Genomic DNA, 17895 nt, shown 5'->3' with positions numbered 1-17895 from the left:
TCTTAAAGGGGAAAAATTTCCCCTTTATCCGTCGGAAGACCACGCACCGCCCTCGGAAAAAGTTTCGCCTCAAACTTTTTTTTCTCTCTTATATGCTGCCCCCTCCTCAAAAATCATCGCACATGCGATACCGCTCCGGCACATTGTGCCGTTTTTCTGTCCTTTACGTAAGCGCTTGTACACAATACATTTGCAATAAAAAAGCGATGAATGAGATTCTAAATTATATCATGGTCTTTCTCTTCGGTGGCGGTTTAGTCGGAACCGCCACAGCATTTGTCACTATCAAATACACCAAGAAACGTGCAGAAGCTGATGCAATGAAAGCGATGCAGGATGTCTACCAGGAAATGATCACCGATCAAAGAAGTTACATCAACTCACTCAAACAGGATAAAGAAGATAGTGAGGCACGCTGGGAAAATAAAGTTGAAACATTATCCAAACGTATTGAGACTATGGATTTGAAAATCAACGAAAACAATCGTTTGATAACAGAGCTAAAAACCATGAAATGTACCGATTTAATTTGCCAAAACCGTAAACAATGAAACATCATGTACACCTTATCATTTATTTTGCTTGCATTTCAGTTGGTATACTGCTGTGTGCTTGTCGTTCTTCTTCTCTACATTCTAATCAATTCAAAGAGAATGGAACTTTTCAGCATAATTACAATGAACTCAATACCGGTACCGAAACCATTGCCTCACAAGTCAAAACCACTAAAGACGAACACGGTTCATCCTGGAAGATCACGTACCATTTTGACACGGCACAAACACCCGATCCCACAACAGGCCTACCCCCGCTATCGGGTATCGAGATTGAAGGGAGCGAAAAACAGAGTAAAACCGCGCAGGAAAGTAATGACACTGTACACTCTTCGAACAGCTCTTCAAAGAGAGAGGTATCCGGTCAAACCATACAAAGGGAATCCGGGACAGAGACCAGGAAAGATAGCAAAGTAGCAACCGGTACGGATGATGGCATAAGAAACGGCCTCAGTATCGGGATACCTTTGCTTTTTATCATCATAGCACTATCGTATTATGCCAAGCGACAGAATATATCAAAGTAAAGTCTGGGAACTTATGGAGCAACGGAAAGAGGGTAAACCCATTGAGTTCTCCATTGAATTCTGCAAAAAAAGTACCGGTGAACTCATTACTTACGAGCGTGCGGTACTTAGTTCATTTCATAGTAGCGGAAGCACTGTCAACATACTTCAAATAGGTGAGTATGCTCCCAGGAAAATCCGGAGATGTCTGATTACACGATTTAATAACATCAAAGTTTATTTCTAATGAAGAAGAAACAACCTGAGCCCCAATTATTTCAAAAAGGATATGAAACTTATGCAGTCACCAAAGGCGGAAAAGGAATCATAAAGTTCAGTGATAATAGCGATATCACAACTGACCGGGAGACCTCTACCGTTGAAGTAGTCCCCAAAGGGAAAGCGGCTCCAATTAAGTTTGTTCCCAGAGGGCGGAACAACAACATGATGTATGACATTATGAAGAAGATCGGGGCAAACGTAACTGTCGGCAGCAATGTGGAATTTAAAAACAAGGTAGTATATGGAGATAGTGTCCTCGTATATCGTAAATACCGGGATAAGGAAACCCGAAAAATCATCAAAGAAGAAGTCTTGCCCGAAGAATATCCGGATATATTCGATTTTATAGAAAACAATGACATACCATTTATCCGGATGGAGATAGCGAATGATTTAGTGATCTTCTACGATGCATACGTCGAATATATTTTTAATCAGGACACTCAGCCCAGACTGGTACAAGTAAAGGCAAAGGAAGCAACCTGTTCACGTATTAGCGTAATCGATGAGAGGACCGGCAAGAGTGAATATCATGGTTACTCAGCCAAATGGCATGAAGGTATGCCGGATGATGTAATTGCGACGCCACTACTGGACCGCCAGGCACCTTTGCGGGATTTAAAGACACGAATGGGTTTGCTTCCCAATGAAAAGGGAACAAAAGAGATCGTCAAAGACCGCCGCTTCATCCATAACATTCGCATAGCGACTCCCGGACGATTCTATTACAGTAAACCATATTGGTGGAGTGTATTCGTTTCCGGATGGTACGACTTTGGGAATGCCATTCCTATCTTTAAGAAGGCTTTGATCAAGAATCAAATGGCATTGCGCTACATCGTCTACATCAAAGAGGATTTCTGGGGAAAATTATACGCGGATGAAAAGATTACGAACGAAGCAGACCAGGCTGTACGGCGGGAGACCTTCCTTCAGGACATGAATGACTTTCTTGCCGGAGAAGAGAATGCAGGTAAAGGCTTCGTGTCCCATTTTCGTTATGACCGAGTAAAAGGATTTGAGGATAAGGATATCATCATAAATACTTTAGATTCCTTCTTCAAGGGTGGCGAATACATTGAAGACAGCGAGGAAGTAAGCAACACCATCTGCTATGGCATGAATGTACATCCCTCCATCATTGGTGCCGCTCCCGGCAAAGGTAAGAGTATTAACGGTACTGAAGCCCGTGAGCTGTTCATCATCGAACAAGCCTTAATGAAAATGTTTCAGGAAGCCACGCTCACTCCCCTTTATTTTGCCAAAGCCGTAAACGGATGGCCGAAAGATATCTACTTTTCCGTCACCAACTGTCAGCTTACCACACTTGACAAAGGGACAGGAGCTACTAAAAATACAGGTTTAACCCCAGAAACAGAAGAAAAATGAATGCTATCATCCCTGACATCGACACACTCAAGAAAGTAGTCAAAATCAATGCTACACTGCCTGACGAAGCTATCAATCCGTATATTGATGATGCTATGGATATCTATCTGACGCCATACATCGGTATCAAAACCGTAGAAAAGGCACTGACCGGAACTGATAAAAGGCTGAATGATAAAATTCTCCGCACCCTGGGGCCTCTCACCCTGATGCTTGCCACTCCGGAACTTGGCATACGTATCGGAGACAGTGGAATTACGGTCGAAAACAAACAAGGTACCTACTCACCGGCCAATGAAGCAAAAATTGCCGCCGCTAAAGAAAGCTTCTACTTTCGTGGCATGCAGGCCCTTGATCGGCTACTCACTTTTCTGACCGATCATCCGGAAACTTACCCCGAATACGTCGAGCACTGCAAACAAGTCACAGATTCTTCTCCATGCTTCATCCGTGATGCCAGAGAATTTCAAGATACCGGTTTAGTCAATATCGAGTATTCTACCGTATCGTTCCGTATGATGCTACCTACTGTCCGGCAGTTGCAAGAACGCAATGTGCGTGAAATACTCAAAGAAGACCTATACCAACGTCTGCTTGATGCCCACACCGCAGGGAAAGAACTGACACCTAAAGAAAAGGTACTGCTGGGGCACATACTCCGTTACCTCGCTAACAAAACCGCTGAACTCTATACATCACAGACCTCACGTGAACAGCGTACCATCAACGACACACCGGAGTTTACTCCCATTATCCGGCCCATCTACCAGGATCAGGCAGCAACCGGTAATTTCTTCGCCGATCAAGCGACCTACTACGCCGGAAAGATACAAAATTTCATTTCCGAAAATGCTGAGGAGTTAGGAGTCACACCAACCGTTACCGCTATAAACTTTAACTCCAAAGAAAAGCGAATATTCACCTCTATATCATAACAATATGCACACCATTCAGATAAATGATGATTGTTACCGAGTTCCGGAAAGCTGGGATGAACTCACCGAAAAGCAACTGAGCTACCTGGTTAATCTTACACAAAGCGATATTCCCATTGAAGAACTGAAGGTACACATGATGCTATATTGTCTCAATGCACATGTTTACCGGTATCGGGATATCTATCGCCATCAAGTAAAGATCAGCATTGGGACTTCCGGCAATAAAGTGCCTTTCCGCACACACAAGAAGAAATATTTGCTTTTTCCTGAAGAAGTCAATCGGTTGGCCGAACTCTTCGACTTCCTGTTGATGTGCGAAAAGGATACCGAAATGAAATACCATGTACACCCGGAACTAACTGTCAATCCCTATCGGGCATTCTTTTGCCGGTTCCGTAAATTCCGTGGTCCGGAAGATGGGCTGCTCGATATTCGCTTCGAACAGTTCATGCACCTGCAACACTATCTTGACGCCATGAATCAGGACCCGGAACAAATTAACCATGCTCTGGCCTGTTTATGGCACACAAGCAAAACATTCAATATCAATCGTCTGGAGAAAGATGCTTCCATTCTCAGCCATCTTCCCCACAGAGTGAAAATGATTATGTACTGGTACATTATAGGGAGCCTGGCCTATCTTGCCAATGGCTTTCCCCGTATCTTTTCCGGAAACGGAAAGAGTAATGGTCGCGTCTTTGATTCGCAAATGCGTCTTTTAGACTCCCTCGCACAGTCAGACATGACCAAAAAGCCCGAAATAAAAAAAGGATTCCTGATCGATGCCCTGTATACGATGGATGAATCTCTGAGAAAACAACAAGAACTGAATGAAAATATGCAGAACAAATAAAAAAACACTCTCGCATAAAAAATAACGGTTTGTTTATTTGCACAATAAACAAATCGTTATTATATTTGCAGTGTGTTAATGACACAGAGATGTTTGATAAGGTTGAAGGTCTAAATGACCGTGAGGAAATGCTTGATCATTTGAGGTTCCTCATCCGATACGAAGAAGAAATTCTTGAAGATGGAATTCTTTATTCCGAATCGGAATTCTACGATGAACTCTACAGCACCATTACAATGATTGCCGAGAGCTTCAACGAAGAATGAAAAAGGTAGGGATTCATTATGAATCCCTACCATCAACCTTATCAACATCTTCTTTATTACAGATTACATTAATAATATTACATTATGGATAAGCAGACGGAAAATAAGATTAGAGGCCTTGTAGATCAATTCCACCTCTTACGTACCAAAGAAGGTGCTATCAAATTTGATAACATATGGAAAGAGCTGACTGCATCCATCCCACTTGAAGAACGTAGTGAAGCAGGAAGAATCCTCCGTGAAGAGATGAAAAGCCGGAGAGAGCGAATTAGACGTACTGATATTGATGTACGTAATCAGATCGGAGATTTAGGAGACGTTATTTCCTTATCATATATTGCTCAACACTATTTCCAAAAAGATAGGAGCTGGTTAGCTCAACGCATTAACGGAAACATCGTCAACGGAAAACCCAGTGCTTTTACCGATGATGAATTAGAACTATTCAAGTTTGCACTTAATGATATAAAAAATAAGCTATCGGAAACCATATTAAACATCAAATGACATTAACACAACCGAGAGAGGGAAGCCGATACTCCCTCTCTTTTTGTATTTCCAATACCGATAACGGATGGAACGGCTTGGATTAAAGAATAAACATTTGAGCAACTACACCGGAATTGACAAATGTACCGTTTCTTCCATCCTTTCCGGAGACAAGGAATTGACCAAATGGCACAAAGTGGCTCTATACTACTTTTTCAAGTATTATGAAGTAGCCGGCTTTTAATAAACAAGTAGGGGTATCAGCATTGATACCCCTACTCTCTTACATATTATTTAAAATATTTTTTCCGTTTAGCCCATATGTCGTATATGAACGGCAAAGCTACACACAATAACAAAAAGAAATCATCGTATTTCTGCACAATGCCTAATTTGAACAACCCCCTGATTACAAAGTAGACGATTGGTATTAAGCATATTTTGAGAATTAATATTTTTCTATCTTTCGTCATATCAAATTCCTTCTTAGACCTTAACTAACGTCCCATCTGTTGCTATCGTTCAAGCATATAACGGCAGCAGCTCCAGCGACATAACCAAACGCATACTTACGGAACATACTTGCAAGACCTGATCCCATTGCTACGTCTTCATTAAGAGTCAGGCGTTTCACACATGAAAACCATGATATATGCCTATATGTAACTCTGGTTTGTGGAGCGTTTAACGTATACGTTGTGTAGCGTTCGCTGTCTTCTTGCCCAACAACCACCGTCTCAGACTCGTTATTTTTCGAAGTAGCGGTAATTTCATTACCTTTCACAGTTACCGTCACATCAACGGTTCCGTCTTTGTCGATATCTATTCCATACGTATTGTCAGAATAGACCAGAAAATTAAAGTCATAGGATTTTCCAGATATAAAATCCTCAAAACTTACATTCTGTACCTCATTACAATTATAAGTACTGCGTGTATTTGCTGCATTTGTGACATTCATCTTTGTGATGTACGCTTGAGAATCAGGTAAACTCATACTTTCTTCATTCTCATTATTGCAAGATGATAACATAAAACAGGATAAGATTCCCCAAAGCGAAACGAGTAATAAATTCTTTTTCATAATCTAAAAGGTTTAATTAAAAAATAAAATAAAAAATCACTGTTTCGCAAAACTATTGCTTTCCCATAAAAAAAGAACATATTTCATTATTTTTTTTAAGATTCACATTAAAAATACCATAAACATGGTATGTATTCCATAGATTTCTCTTTCATATTTCAGATTATTTTGTACTTTAGCCCCTGCCAAAATAAACCAAAAGCTGTCAATTCCTTATGTCGTGCATCCGTAAAACCGGATGGCCGGGTGGTTCCGGTTGGCACACGACATAAGGAATTGATTATTTATAATATGACCATATCGCAAAAAGAGATAACTCAATCTTTACTATCCTACTTAAAATCAAAAAAATCTGTTAGTACTTTCACCGATGATTATTACTATCACCTCCAAAGTCTGGGGTATTCAGAGATCGAAATAGAACAAATAATCCCTATCCTAATTCAAGCAGGTTATATCTGTTATTTAGGAAATGATCAATATTGGATACAAATGACAGATAAAGGAGAGAAATTTTATACTACTAAAGGCCATTTAAAAAGATACACTACAAAAGAAAAATTAGAGATAGCAGGAGCCATTGCCGGCATTATAGGTACTTTAATCGCATTAGTATCAATCCTATGCTAATCAGTAATATAGAAATAATTAACAGCCACCACCTTATCTCAAGTGATTTTAAACGTCGTTGTATATCTTTTATTTCCTGTTCCTGATTCATATTCTTTCATTTTCATGCTAATATACAAAATTATTATTTTCTTTTGCCGCCTTTAAATTATTTTGTAATTTAGCAGAAACTAAATTAATTATAAATATGAATCTCTTTTCATATGATAGATAATAATATTTTCTCTTGTGGTCCTTTACCATCAAATGATGGATATACATGGACAATTGTTTCTCGTTTAGGCGATATGCTTAACGAAGCTGAAGCCCTATTTGGTGAACGAGATAAAAGATATACAATACTTGGTATTGAGTTAGCTAATATAAAACAACCACAAATATGGTATCCAAACGATTGTAATCATGTCATAATACAGGTCACCGAAGATTGCAGCAACAATATGGAAAGGGCAATATTTCAGGTAGCTCATGAAGCGATACATTGCTTATGTCCCAATCCAAAGAAAAAGACTACTATTTTAGAAGAAGGACTGGCTACCTATTTTTCTATGTATTATACACGTAAACGTAAAATTTATTACAATATTGATAATCTTCAGTATCAAAAGCCTTATGAATTTTGTTCTAAATTACTAAACTATGATTCTGAGTTGATTAAAAAAGCAAGAATAATAGAACCTGACATTTCTTTTATCAGCAAAGAGATATTACTAAATATATGTCCTAAGATAGACCATACTTTATTAGATGAACTAACTAAAAAATTTTAACGTAACTAAAAAATTTATACGTTCTTTACACTCATAATAGGTATCTTTAAATAGTCCATATCTTAAGGCTTGTTGGTATATATCCTGTTCAAGTGAAATCTATCATTATAAACTTACTGCAAAACGCTATTGAAATACTAAGAACAAACAATGAAATAGAATTTATTTCTATTTCATAACACCCAGTTGCTTATATGCAAAAAAAGCTTATCTTTGTTATCGTAACAAATTAAAATCATTTTAATACTTTAAATTATTTAATTATGGGCTTAGATATAGCAATTGCTTCAGCTGTAGTTGAGATTATTACACTGATTTTTTTCTTCGTTTTATGTCGAAATGTTTCCAGAATCAAAAAAGAGATTGTTACCAATGACAATTTACCTGGTATGTTTGCCATGTATATATCCTTGGGAGAAACGGACAAGGCAAAAAAAATATTGTATAAGGCGATTAGTAAAGAACCTGAATTTATCGCAGCATTCTGCTACAATGGGAATAATTCAGCACAGCAATCTACATTGAAAAGAAAATATAAACCATACTTGGAAACCCTTGGACTTGAGTTAGATTTTGAATTGGTAAATAAGTTCATCCAAGAAAGAGAAAAGTGAATAAATGCCGGACTGATAAGATAATATTTATATCATATTTTTGCACTTTCAAATATTATTCCCATCTTTGCAAAAGCTAAAAACCTATCGTGAGGTATCACGAACGAAGAGCAACGGATAATGCTCATAAATAGATGGGCTTTTTTTATGCCCATATTCATCATTTTATTGGTATCAGTAAAATGTCGTTTAAATATTGGCGGCTGCCTTTCCCATTACTTTAGTCTCTTCGGAGTGAACTACGGTAGGTTTTTAGCGAAACGGGAAAGTGCAGCCGTTTTTGCACTTCCGTTGGTTGGGCGGTTCTCAACTAAAATGCTAAAAACCTATCGTATGAAACAAAAAGATTCTGGCACCCTTTTCGTGCCTCAGTTCCGCACACCGGAACACACCACAATCCCCCATCAGTCCAACTCCGCAATTGATGATTTTATCCCATCCGATTGCAAAGTTAAAACCTCCTCTGACGCTTACTATGTCAGTGCCATTGCTTGCCTTTGTGCTACGTTCATCTTTCCTCCCTGCATTCTTGCAGCCATTTATTGTGTTATCAAAGCTAAGAAAGGAGGTACGAAATGGGACGAGTAAAGGAAGAAGCCTGGATCGAAAAGTGCACTGTACTTCATGAAGGAAAGAGTACACCAAATATCTATTATAACGTTTTTGCCGATGGTGAGCAGCTCTGCGAAATCTCCTATGACAGATTAATCGCTATACGTAATCTTATTAACCAAATTGAGAAAGAAAAGAAAGGAGAATGCCATGAATAAGGAGAAAGCATTAGCCCTCGTCGATATCCTATTATCCGAAGGCACATCACCGATAGAAAAAGAACGTGCAGCAATGCAGCTTCGTGAGTTAATTCGGATTTTATTACCCGAATAAGAGAAGAACTATGATAGACTTTTGTATTATTATAGGTTTTGTCACTGTCGAGACCGCTATTGTAAGAAGAAGTAGGAATGCAACTGGTAAAAGTATATCCATTATCGCCGGTATCATCCTCTTAACGCTCTGGTTCTCCTGACCTGTCCTTTATAGCCCGCTCTCCGCGGGCTATTTTTGTCTCCATAACCTAACCCCTGACTTTTATGGAGATATACAACCACTTTGAATATGGCAAAACACTTGCCATCCGCTTAAAGCCTATTGCCCACACACCCGAAAAGCCCAGATTCTTCACCGCTTTCGGACTTGAGGACTTATATAATTTTAATGATAAACTATCATCCGTATCCGGCATGATCCTGATTGCAGTTGATGGCTGTGAGTCTGAATCAAAACGAAACGAATCCGATGCGCTTAATAACAATGACATGTTCTCTTTCATTGTGGCACAGAACACTGTTTCTGATCGTCCGGAAACAATCAACCAGGCAGCAAAAGAATGCAAAACTGTTGCAAAACAAATTCGGAACTGTATCCTGCAAGACCCCGACATTTCAGAATTCATTGACGATACCATTCAATTTAATGGTATTGGACCGATTGGTGATAATTTCTATGGTGTAGTACTGACATTCTCTTTGGCTCAACCTGAAACCTATTTCATTGACCAAACATACTGGGAGGATTAACAATGGGACTCTATAAAAGATTAAGTACCTCCAGCGCTGAGATCAAACGTTATAATGCCTCCCAGCGTAGATCCGAACAGTTATCTGACAGCCCGACACCCAAACTCATCCGCCTTGAAACCGTCTCAGAAACCGAACGCTTTTCAATGGCTCAGGATGCTGATAGACTGACTGCATATAACAAGGCCGTCGAAAAGTGGCAAGATAGTGTGTTCCGACAATTACGAGCCGGAATAGCCGGCCGCAGTATGCGAATAGCCCGCGAACTTGAGCCACGGGCCTACACCGACAAATACGGTATTATCAACCGTCTTGGTTTCTCCTTCCCTCGACATGGAATCTACATTCACAAGGGTGCCGGTGAAGGTCAGGGAGGTTTCATCGGTTCTAAATGGAATTACCTCAAAAAAATTAATGGGGTCGAGATCGATACCGGTATTGTCCGTCATACAAATCTCAAATCACTCGGACGACAGAATGAAGGCAACCGCCGGGCCTACGAATGGTTTGATCCTGTAATTCGTAACCGGATCAATGAATTAGCCGATATCGTCACCGGTTATTTCGACACCATGCTGATTGATGCTACCCGAATATACATAGATAAACGAAACAGTCTCTAATATGGCAAACGACCTAAACCGCAGTATCAAACTTTATATTGATGGCTCAGAAGCCACTAATAAGATAGACCTGGTAAAAGAAAGTATTTCTCGTCTTGAAGACAAACTCAAGTCACTTACCGGAAGAGAAGCAGACTATGCAAAGCGTTCCCAAGACCTCAAGAAAGAACTGGATGCAAAAAACCGAACTCTTCAGAATTACGAAAAACAGTTAGCCGAAACAGAACGAGTTCTCAAAAACCTCTCCGGAGCAACTTATAACGAACTCCTTGCTGTCCAATCCCGTGTCCGAAAAGAGCTTCGTAATGCAGTGCCCGGAACGAAACAATATACTGCTGCTCTTGAGCAGAATCGGCGTGTCACTGAAGCCCTTTCCAGAGCACAAGCCGCCATGCGTGTCGAGGTAGGTGCACAAGGTAATGTCTGGTCACGTGCCTCCGGATTCATTAACAAATATATTGGTCTGATCGGTACTGTCATAGCAGCTATCACCGGAGTTTCTATGAAGCTCAACCAACTCCGAGAACAGCGAAACAAACGTGAAGAAGCAAAAGCCGATGTTGAAGCTCTTACCGGACTTTCCAAAGACGATATAAACTGGTTGGAACAGCAAGCTGTCCAGTTGTCAACGACAATGACCGAATCCGGCATTCGCATTCGACAGTCCGCAACGGAAATTCTTGATGCCTACAAATTGGTAGGCTCTGCCAAGCCCGAACTTCTTGATAACAAAGAAGCTTTGGCCGAGGTGACAAAACAGACCCTTATATTAGCTTCTGCATCAGGTATGACCCTGAAGGATGCAGTCGATGCCGTCACCCTTTCTCTTAACCAATATGGTGATGGTGCCGAACAAGCTTCACGCTATGCAAACGTCATGGCCGCCGGCTCTAAATATGGAGCAGCAGCCGTAGAGTCCGTCACCACAGCCGTTACCAAATCCGGGGTAGCTGCTGCCTCTGCCGAAATTCCTATCGAACAGCTTGTAGGTACTATTGAAACACTGGCCGAAAAAGGTATCAAAGACGAAATAGCCGGTACCGGCTTAAAGAAATTCTTCCTTACCCTACAAACCGGAGCAGATGATACAAATCCCAAAATCGTCGGTTTAGAGAAGGCTTTGGATAACCTTCAGAAAAAACAACTCTCAGCAGCCCAGATTAAGAAGCAATTTGGAGAAGAAGGATACAATGTGGCCTCCGTACTTATCAATGAAGCCGATAAGGTAAAATACTACACTCAAGTAGTTACGGGTACATCTGTAGCCATGGAACAGGCTGCCACAAAATCAGAAACAGCGGCAGCTAAACTATCGCAAGCTAAAAACCGCATGCAGGAACTTGGTATTGAATTATTAGAAAAACTCAATCCCGCCCTCATATCAGCAGCAAATGGTGCTGTCAGTTGGACTGGAAAACTCATTAAACTATTAAACTTCATCAATGAAAACAAAAGGGCCATTACATTATTGACCATTGCCCTTATAGCTTACACAGCTGCTAAGAACTCTGATGTAATAATCAGTAAAGTCGTTACATTTTGGAATAATAATATTGCAAAGTCTTTAAAAGCCATTAAGAAAGAGCTGATGACAAACCCCTATGGTATAATAGCCGTAGTCGCGGCCACAGCTATAGCCTACCTCATAAACTTAAAAAAGAAAAACGATGAATTAAAAGATTCTGTATCAGGAATAAAAAAAGTAAATGAAGAGACCAATAAATCATTTATTCAACAAGAATCGAAGATACGTGCTTTGACTGCTGTCATCAATGATAATGGAATTGCGCTTGATGTTCGTCGAAAGGCTTTAAATGATCTAAAAGAAATCATTCCAGACTACAATGCCCAACTAACCGATGAAGGAACATTAACGAAAAACAATACAGACGCAATCAAAGATTATTTGGTACAACTTGAAAAGCAAATCAAGTTAAAAGCAGCACAGCAAGAACTTGAAAATCTTTATGCCCAGAAACGTACACTGGAAAAAGATGAAGAAACCCAAAGTGATCAATATTGGAAGATTCGCCAAACCAATACCTTACAAGGATATAATCGGAATAGCCTTACAGCTAAAATTTCCAGACTTTTTGGCACAGAAAAAGAAGGAAAAGCTTTAGAAACTCTTAATGAAACGCGAAAAAATTTATCCTCAATTTCTGAGAAAATAGATGAAATAACCAAAGAGATAGGCGAATCAGCTTTAGCCATAGAGGAGGTCAACAAAGCGAATGAAGAAACTACAAATAACAAAATAACAACTCCCATAATTGATGAAGAGAAAGCCAAAGCCCTTCTTAAAAAGAGACTTGAAGAAGAAGCCAAGCTCTACTCCCAACACCAGTCGGAACTCAAAGAAGCCTATCTCAAACGCCAGGACGAAACTTTGCAAACCGAACAGCAGTTCAATAAGCGGATGGAAACCCTCGAATTAGAACATCAGCAACGTATCATTAATATAGCCGGTGCAAAAAGTAAAGAAGGTATTGATGCTCAAAATCGAATCAACGATATCAAAATTAAACAGCAAAAAGAGCAGATGAACCGACAGCTCGCTGAAGAAAAGACACTTTATGAAAACCAACAAAAGGACCTAAAACGTCTCTATGTTTCCGGTAAGGATGAAAATCTGAAAACAGAGAAAGAGTACAATGAAGCCATGGAGCATCTCACCATCATGCACCTGGAACGTGTTCTCAAAATTGCTAATCTCGACGCTGATCAACGGCGCACTATTGAACAACAACTACTCGACTTTAAAGTAAAATGTCTTCAAGATGAAGAGAAAGAGCGGAAGAAACTTGAAGATGCAGCTCAAAAGAAAAAAGACGAACTGGCCAGGAAGGAGAAACAAAGGCTCACCGAACAGGCACAACAGTACCGGCAATACGGTGAACAGATCGGCGATACCCTCGGACAAATGATATCAGGTCAAGAAAATACCCTGCAGAACTTTGCTGATACCATGCTCGATATCCTATTCGATGTACTGAGCCAGATGATTGATATTGAAATAGCCAAGGCCACGGGTGTAGCCGTCGGAGCTGTAGCCCGTTCCGCTGCCGAAGCCTATGCCATGCCTGACTCTGTTGCAACCTTTGGAGCAACCGGTGCAGCCCGTGCCGCAGTTCTCTCCGGACTGATCATGGGAGCATTGGCCGCTGCAAAATCAACGCTCAAAGGACTGATTAAAGGGGGGAGTTCTTCCGCAACCGATAACAATACCGACAGTACCAAAACTGCCCAGGTACAAGTCAAGCAATGGGCATCCGGCAGATACGATGTCATTGGTGAAGATGATGGCCGGACCTATCGGGGTGTTCCCTACATAGGTGATTCACCGACAGGAATCGTCCGCCGTACCTCATTGATATCCGAATCCGGAGCAGAGTTGATCATCAATGCCGAAGATCTTTCCCGTCTTCAGCACCACATTAATTACCCCATTGTCGTACAGGCCATTCAGGATGCCCGCAGTGGCCGACTTCCCCAGCGTGCTGAAGGCAATTACGATCCGATCCGTAACAGTACTTCCCGTATCTCTCAGACAACTTCTTCACCGACTGATAAGGAAGCAAACTTGGCTCAACTGATCAAAGAGTTACATGCACTGATTGAGAAACTTAAATACCTCAAAGCATACGTCGTGCTTCGCGAGCTCAACGAAGCACAAGAATTAGCAGATAAATCAAAGGAACCATTCACCCGCAAAAAACAATAACACATGTCACTCAAGATAAAAAATCAATTAGGAATATTCGATCTTCAAAACGATTTCAGCATCGAGATCGAAGACACCTCCCCTATTTACAACGAACGTGGTTCACAATCCGTACCTGCCACGCTTCCTGCCTCCCGAAACAACCTTTCACTGATCACCCATGTCCATCGTCCGGATAGTACCTACTCCCCTGCCCCGGATGCCCGTGTCACCGTCTCCGATGGTGTCTACAACCGAATAGGTAAGATGAACATCACACAGGCCTCCAAATCCGGAGGAATCGTATCCAATATAGGTTTTGACGAGTCTGAACTCTACTCGGAATGGAATGCTGTTTCACTCCGTTCCCTCTCTGCTCCGGTTATTCGTCCCGAAGGGGGAACGGCCGGAGTCATCAGCCTGCTCAATTCTATTATGAATGAAACAACCGTAGACGATGCTCTTTCCGTCTTTCCCATTTGTGTAGCCATGCCATCACATACAACAACCGTGAACGGTACGGAAACCAGCACTTACTACCCCGAATACATCAATAAAATAGCTAAATCAGAGACCGGTACCTACTCCCTTCAGGGAGCTGCCAGGCAAGAAACATTCCTTATCAATAATGAACCCGTCCTTACTTCCGTTCCCGAAGGTTATGCCATCAGCCCATTTTTAAAAGTATCTTGGATACTCAATTTTATATTCGTCCGGTACGGTTATACGGTCCTTGAAAGTCCATTCTCAACCCACCGTCAACTCTCCCGTCTGGTAGTTCTGAACAACATGGCCGACAGCATAGTCAAGGGCTTCATTGATTACTCTGACCTTCTACCCGATTGCACGATTAACGAGTTCCTGCAAGCCCTCTACTGTCGCTTTGGTATGGTGTATTTTGTTGATGGAAAAAATAAAACCGTTAATCTCAAATTTATCAAAGATATCATCTCAGCTACGGACTCACTGAATTGGTCCCTGCTCAAGTCGGCCCGTCCTGTTATCAACTATGCCGCTGCACAGCAACTCAAACTTTCCGCATCGACCAATATCTCCGGTCCTTATACCAATTTAGTAGCTGCTCCTACCAGAGACTCACTCGACAAATTTCTCAAACCCTTTGGCCATGTCTTGTCAAGTAACACAGCAAAAGGATATCTCACCTATTCTTTATGGGATGGTTTTTACTATGTCCGTAACAATCTGACCGGAGTTCGTGAAGCCCGCAGCTCCGACTTCTTCCCCTGGGATAAAGGAGCGAACATCAGTTATATGGAGATATCCTCTATTGATGAATGCCTGCCGATGAAAGGTTCTTACCCTGATGACCAACCGGTTTGTCCCGCCTATCTCCTGGGAAAAGTACACAAATATACCAATATTTCCAGCGCCAGCGTAGAACTGTCAGAGGAGCAAAACACCCAAACTCCTCTATGCTTTTGCTTTTCCATGCCCCGTGCATCCACTCCCTACCCCTATGGATCGCCAAGATGTTACACACCCGGCGGTGAAGCTATTGTCATCAACGGTCACACGTTCGATATCTCCATGACCTTTATTGGTGATAATGGCCTGTTCTCCCGTTTTTGGAAGGGATTTGACGCTATTCTCCGACATTCCAATCATACAGTTGAAGTGCCCGTACACTTGAATCCAATTCAATTACTCAATATTGATTTCAGTCAAACGATCAATATAGATGGCCAACGATTACTGCTTGATACAGTGCGCTATACATTACCTAAACTGCTTTCACGTCCGGCTACTGTCCGTTTTCGTACCCTTCGTCTCCTGATTCCTGTCGGGAAAACCGATTTAGATTTGGATGCAGAACAAGGAATACAAACGATTGAGCAACTCTACAAATGGGCGTTTCACAATAATCGTGAAAACATAGTAGAACTCAAGATACGGGCACAAGTCGAGGAGTGGAAGAAGGCTATTACCCCACCGGCGCAATGGCTCGGAGTGCTACGTAAAAACGAGGTAAGTGATCAGGTTTCGGATATTGAGATACCATTTACTGTACCGACTCAAGAAGATTATGAAGCCGGCAAAGAGTTCTTCATCAAAGAAATCAATTACAGTTTCGACCTTTACTATAAGGTCCGGGTTCCCAATGGTCAGACATCTCAAGGTGATATCATCTGGAAAGATAAAGAATACGGAGGCGTACACTATGCCATTACTTACGGGCTTTCCGTTAAAGCAGAACTGCTTTAGTTGTCCTTTGCCGCACATGATCAAAACATCATATTTGCAACATGAATGACGATAAGACCATCACAGCAGCAATTGAGACAAGCAATGTAACTGCATTGCTTGCCGCTTACCGGAAATTTACAAGTTCCTCCGGGGCTACAACCGATGAATTTTTCCGTTTCATCACCACCCCCACTCCGGAACGGGAAGAGTTCCTGGCATTGTATTGCTCTGCGACCTCTTCTGTGTCCGGTACCATTATACAAACTAATTACAATGCACTATGAGTTTAACAGCAAACATATATCCGTCTACAATCGCTTTAGCCGGAAATCCCATTAAGCTGACCATAAACTCCAGTTCAGTAGTCAGCTACACTATTCGTCAGGCCGACCGCACCATCTTTTCCGGAAGTGGTGAAGGTGAGTTCTCTGTTTTTCTTCAGGATATCCTTTCAGGTATTCTCAGTCCCAAACATCTGCTTAACGAATCCACTGATATATTACTGGCCGATTCTACTTCAGCTACAGATATTGCCATTAGTGTCCAAAACACCCAGGGAGAAACTAAAACTCTTTCTCTGAAAGCAGTTATCGGAGGTATCAGCAAGCGGCTATTACGCCGTCTGTTAGATGAAAATAGCAATATATTCACTTGGAAGCTGCTCAATTCATCGGTCAATTTCTTCAAAACCACCCGTACCAACGGGCGGATCATCACCATCCGAGAAACCGAACTCCTACCTATTCCTTTCCTTTATCCGGATGGTGCATTAAAAATAGTTGCAGCCGGCATTGAAACCTCTTTGTCCGGAACAGCCGGACAGCCGGTAGCCCTTAACCTATATCGGCTCCGGCAAAAACTGTTTCAAACTAATCAAAAGTTAGCTTCTGTTTTCGATATCTATTCCGGATCAATCAAAAGTTGTACTATTGTCATCACTCCCGGAACAGTATCCCGTGAACGTTATTTACTTGAATTTCTCAACTCCTATGGAGCCTATGAACGCATTGAAGTCACCGGTATCGGTAACATCGAGTCTGAAATTGAGTCCGACTCCACTTATCAGATTTACGATGAAAGCATTGATGACTATATCGAGGCCCGCGAGCGACAGTCTGCCCGTGACAAGCTTCAGGTAGAATCCGGATATCGCAATACCGAAGAGCTTGTGCATTTAATGGATATGCTTGCTTCCGATGACATAAAGATACTCGGACTTTCCGGACGAAACATCAGGGTAAATGCCGTAGCCGACAACCTCACCCATGCCATACGCTCCACTGTACCGGAAAGTATTAAAATGACTCTTCATTTCGTTGACTCCGATGTTCGTTACACCGGATCACTTTCAGAGGACGAAATAGGAAATCCCCGTATACATACCGAACAGTTCACACCTCAATTTAATTGAT

General features: G+C 41.4%; 21 protein-coding genes. 20 read left to right on the top strand and 1 reads right to left on the bottom strand.

Going from position 1 to position 17895, the window contains the following annotated elements; genetic code table 11:
* The first annotated feature begins 206 nt into the window (after positions 1-206).
* From BF9343_RS10890 to BF9343_RS23690, 9 genes are all read left to right on the top strand, one after another.
* Positions 207-551, top strand: a complete 345-nt coding sequence (locus tag BF9343_RS10890; RefSeq protein ID WP_005795440.1) for a hypothetical protein — start codon at positions 207-209, stop codon at positions 549-551.
* Positions 548-1081 (top strand): hypothetical protein, encoded by a 534-nt coding sequence (locus tag BF9343_RS10885; protein ID WP_010992959.1) that lies wholly within the window; start codon positions 548-550, stop codon positions 1079-1081. The genes BF9343_RS10890 and BF9343_RS10885 overlap by 4 nt, the downstream gene beginning before the upstream one ends.
* Positions 1082-1094: 13 nt before the next feature.
* Positions 1095-1307 carry a hypothetical protein gene (locus BF9343_RS10880; protein ID WP_005795444.1) on the top strand — a complete coding sequence of 71 codons (213 nt, stop codon included), beginning with the start codon at positions 1095-1097 and terminating at the stop codon, positions 1305-1307.
* Positions 1307-2731 (top strand): hypothetical protein, encoded by a 1425-nt coding sequence (locus BF9343_RS10875; protein ID WP_010992958.1) that lies wholly within the window; start codon positions 1307-1309, stop codon positions 2729-2731. The genes BF9343_RS10880 and BF9343_RS10875 overlap by 1 nt, the downstream gene beginning before the upstream one ends.
* On the top strand, positions 2728-3666 hold the full coding sequence (locus tag BF9343_RS10870) for a DUF6712 family protein (protein ID WP_010992957.1): 939 nt from the start codon (positions 2728-2730) through the stop codon (positions 3664-3666). Before BF9343_RS10875 ends, BF9343_RS10870 begins: the two co-directional genes overlap by 4 nt.
* A 4-nt stretch (positions 3667-3670) precedes the next feature.
* A complete protein-coding gene (locus BF9343_RS10865; RefSeq protein ID WP_010992956.1) occupies positions 3671-4522 on the top strand; it encodes a hypothetical protein in 852 nt (283 codons plus the stop codon).
* A 128-nt stretch (positions 4523-4650) separates the two neighbouring features.
* Complete coding sequence (locus BF9343_RS23695) at positions 4651-4788, top strand: hypothetical protein (protein ID WP_155726294.1); 138 nt, start codon at positions 4651-4653, stop codon at positions 4786-4788.
* 84 nt (positions 4789-4872) lie between these two features.
* On the top strand, positions 4873-5295 hold the full coding sequence (locus BF9343_RS10860; RefSeq protein WP_010992954.1) for a DUF5053 domain-containing protein: 423 nt from the start codon (positions 4873-4875) through the stop codon (positions 5293-5295).
* A gap of 67 nt (positions 5296-5362) precedes the next feature.
* Positions 5363-5521, top strand: a complete 159-nt coding sequence (locus BF9343_RS23690; RefSeq protein ID WP_155726293.1) for a hypothetical protein — start codon at positions 5363-5365, stop codon at positions 5519-5521.
* A 249-nt stretch (positions 5522-5770) separates the two neighbouring features.
* On the opposite strand, the gene BF9343_RS10855 is transcribed toward BF9343_RS23690, so the two are convergent.
* Positions 5771-6361: a hypothetical protein gene (locus BF9343_RS10855; RefSeq protein WP_010992953.1), complete on the bottom strand. Its 591-nt coding sequence runs from the start codon at positions 6359-6361 to the stop codon at positions 5771-5773.
* Between the two features lie 129 nt (positions 6362-6490).
* Between BF9343_RS10855 and BF9343_RS10850 the strand changes: the two genes are divergently transcribed.
* From BF9343_RS10850 to BF9343_RS10800, 11 genes are all read left to right on the top strand, one after another.
* Positions 6491-6991 carry a hypothetical protein gene (locus BF9343_RS10850; RefSeq protein WP_010992952.1) on the top strand — a complete coding sequence of 167 codons (501 nt, stop codon included), beginning with the start codon at positions 6491-6493 and terminating at the stop codon, positions 6989-6991.
* A gap of 203 nt (positions 6992-7194) precedes the next feature.
* Positions 7195-7761 carry a hypothetical protein gene (locus BF9343_RS10845; RefSeq protein ID WP_010992951.1) on the top strand — a complete coding sequence of 189 codons (567 nt, stop codon included), beginning with the start codon at positions 7195-7197 and terminating at the stop codon, positions 7759-7761.
* Between the two features lie 263 nt (positions 7762-8024).
* Entirely contained in the window at positions 8025-8375 is a 351-nt protein-coding gene (locus BF9343_RS10840) for a hypothetical protein (RefSeq protein ID WP_010992950.1), read from the top strand.
* Positions 8376-8708: 333 nt separating this feature from the next.
* A complete protein-coding gene (locus tag BF9343_RS10835; protein ID WP_041926223.1) occupies positions 8709-8963 on the top strand; it encodes a hypothetical protein in 255 nt (84 codons plus the stop codon).
* 147 nt (positions 8964-9110) lie between these two features.
* Positions 9111-9260 (top strand): hypothetical protein, encoded by a 150-nt coding sequence (locus BF9343_RS23685; RefSeq protein WP_155270126.1) that lies wholly within the window; start codon positions 9111-9113, stop codon positions 9258-9260.
* Between the two features lie 206 nt (positions 9261-9466).
* Positions 9467-9952, top strand: a complete 486-nt coding sequence (locus tag BF9343_RS10825) for a hypothetical protein (RefSeq protein WP_010992948.1) — start codon at positions 9467-9469, stop codon at positions 9950-9952.
* A 2-nt stretch (positions 9953-9954) separates the two neighbouring features.
* The gene (locus BF9343_RS10820; protein WP_010992947.1) at positions 9955-10575 is read left to right on the top strand and encodes a hypothetical protein; all 621 of its coding nucleotides are present in this window, start codon (positions 9955-9957) and stop codon (positions 10573-10575) included.
* 1 nt (position 10576) lies between these two features.
* Positions 10577-14299: a phage tail tape measure protein gene (locus BF9343_RS10815; protein ID WP_010992946.1), complete on the top strand. Its 3723-nt coding sequence runs from the start codon at positions 10577-10579 to the stop codon at positions 14297-14299.
* Between the two features lie 3 nt (positions 14300-14302).
* Positions 14303-16501: a hypothetical protein gene (locus tag BF9343_RS10810; RefSeq protein WP_010992945.1), complete on the top strand. Its 2199-nt coding sequence runs from the start codon at positions 14303-14305 to the stop codon at positions 16499-16501.
* A 41-nt stretch (positions 16502-16542) separates the two neighbouring features.
* Positions 16543-16767: a hypothetical protein gene (locus BF9343_RS10805; RefSeq protein ID WP_005795476.1), complete on the top strand. Its 225-nt coding sequence runs from the start codon at positions 16543-16545 to the stop codon at positions 16765-16767.
* A complete protein-coding gene (locus tag BF9343_RS10800; RefSeq protein WP_010992944.1) occupies positions 16764-17894 on the top strand; it encodes a hypothetical protein in 1131 nt (376 codons plus the stop codon). Before BF9343_RS10805 ends, BF9343_RS10800 begins: the two co-directional genes overlap by 4 nt.
* Position 17895 lies beyond the last annotated feature (1 nt).

This window comes from Bacteroides fragilis NCTC 9343 (genome assembly GCF_000025985.1).
In the GTDB taxonomy this organism is placed as follows: domain Bacteria; phylum Bacteroidota; class Bacteroidia; order Bacteroidales; family Bacteroidaceae; genus Bacteroides; species Bacteroides fragilis.
This window is presented reverse-complemented; position numbering and strand designations above follow the sequence as displayed.

Coding starts and splice junctions, on each gene's coding strand:
- BF9343_RS10860 (WP_010992954.1), top strand. CDS start 4,873: ATGGATAAGCAGACGGAAAATAAGATTAGAGGCCTTGTAGATCAATTC.
- BF9343_RS23695 (WP_155726294.1), top strand. CDS start 4,651: ATGCTTGATCATTTGAGGTTCCTCATCCGATACGAAGAAGAAATTCTT.
- BF9343_RS10875 (WP_010992958.1), top strand. CDS start 1,307: ATGAAGAAGAAACAACCTGAGCCCCAATTATTTCAAAAAGGATATGAA.
- BF9343_RS10855 (WP_010992953.1), bottom strand. CDS start 6,361: ATGAAAAAGAATTTATTACTCGTTTCGCTTTGGGGAATCTTATCCTGT.
- BF9343_RS10800 (WP_010992944.1), top strand. CDS start 16,764: ATGAGTTTAACAGCAAACATATATCCGTCTACAATCGCTTTAGCCGGA.
- BF9343_RS10835 (WP_041926223.1), top strand. CDS start 8,709: ATGAAACAAAAAGATTCTGGCACCCTTTTCGTGCCTCAGTTCCGCACA.
- BF9343_RS10890 (WP_005795440.1), top strand. CDS start 207: ATGAATGAGATTCTAAATTATATCATGGTCTTTCTCTTCGGTGGCGGT.
- BF9343_RS10840 (WP_010992950.1), top strand. CDS start 8,025: ATGGGCTTAGATATAGCAATTGCTTCAGCTGTAGTTGAGATTATTACA.
- BF9343_RS10810 (WP_010992945.1), top strand. CDS start 14,303: ATGTCACTCAAGATAAAAAATCAATTAGGAATATTCGATCTTCAAAAC.
- BF9343_RS10850 (WP_010992952.1), top strand. CDS start 6,491: ATGTATTCCATAGATTTCTCTTTCATATTTCAGATTATTTTGTACTTT.
- BF9343_RS10825 (WP_010992948.1), top strand. CDS start 9,467: ATGGAGATATACAACCACTTTGAATATGGCAAAACACTTGCCATCCGC.
- BF9343_RS10845 (WP_010992951.1), top strand. CDS start 7,195: ATGATAGATAATAATATTTTCTCTTGTGGTCCTTTACCATCAAATGAT.
- BF9343_RS23690 (WP_155726293.1), top strand. CDS start 5,363: ATGGAACGGCTTGGATTAAAGAATAAACATTTGAGCAACTACACCGGA.
- BF9343_RS10820 (WP_010992947.1), top strand. CDS start 9,955: ATGGGACTCTATAAAAGATTAAGTACCTCCAGCGCTGAGATCAAACGT.
- BF9343_RS10805 (WP_005795476.1), top strand. CDS start 16,543: ATGAATGACGATAAGACCATCACAGCAGCAATTGAGACAAGCAATGTA.
- BF9343_RS10880 (WP_005795444.1), top strand. CDS start 1,095: ATGGAGCAACGGAAAGAGGGTAAACCCATTGAGTTCTCCATTGAATTC.
- BF9343_RS10885 (WP_010992959.1), top strand. CDS start 548: ATGAAACATCATGTACACCTTATCATTTATTTTGCTTGCATTTCAGTT.
- BF9343_RS10865 (WP_010992956.1), top strand. CDS start 3,671: ATGCACACCATTCAGATAAATGATGATTGTTACCGAGTTCCGGAAAGC.
- BF9343_RS10815 (WP_010992946.1), top strand. CDS start 10,577: ATGGCAAACGACCTAAACCGCAGTATCAAACTTTATATTGATGGCTCA.
- BF9343_RS10870 (WP_010992957.1), top strand. CDS start 2,728: ATGAATGCTATCATCCCTGACATCGACACACTCAAGAAAGTAGTCAAA.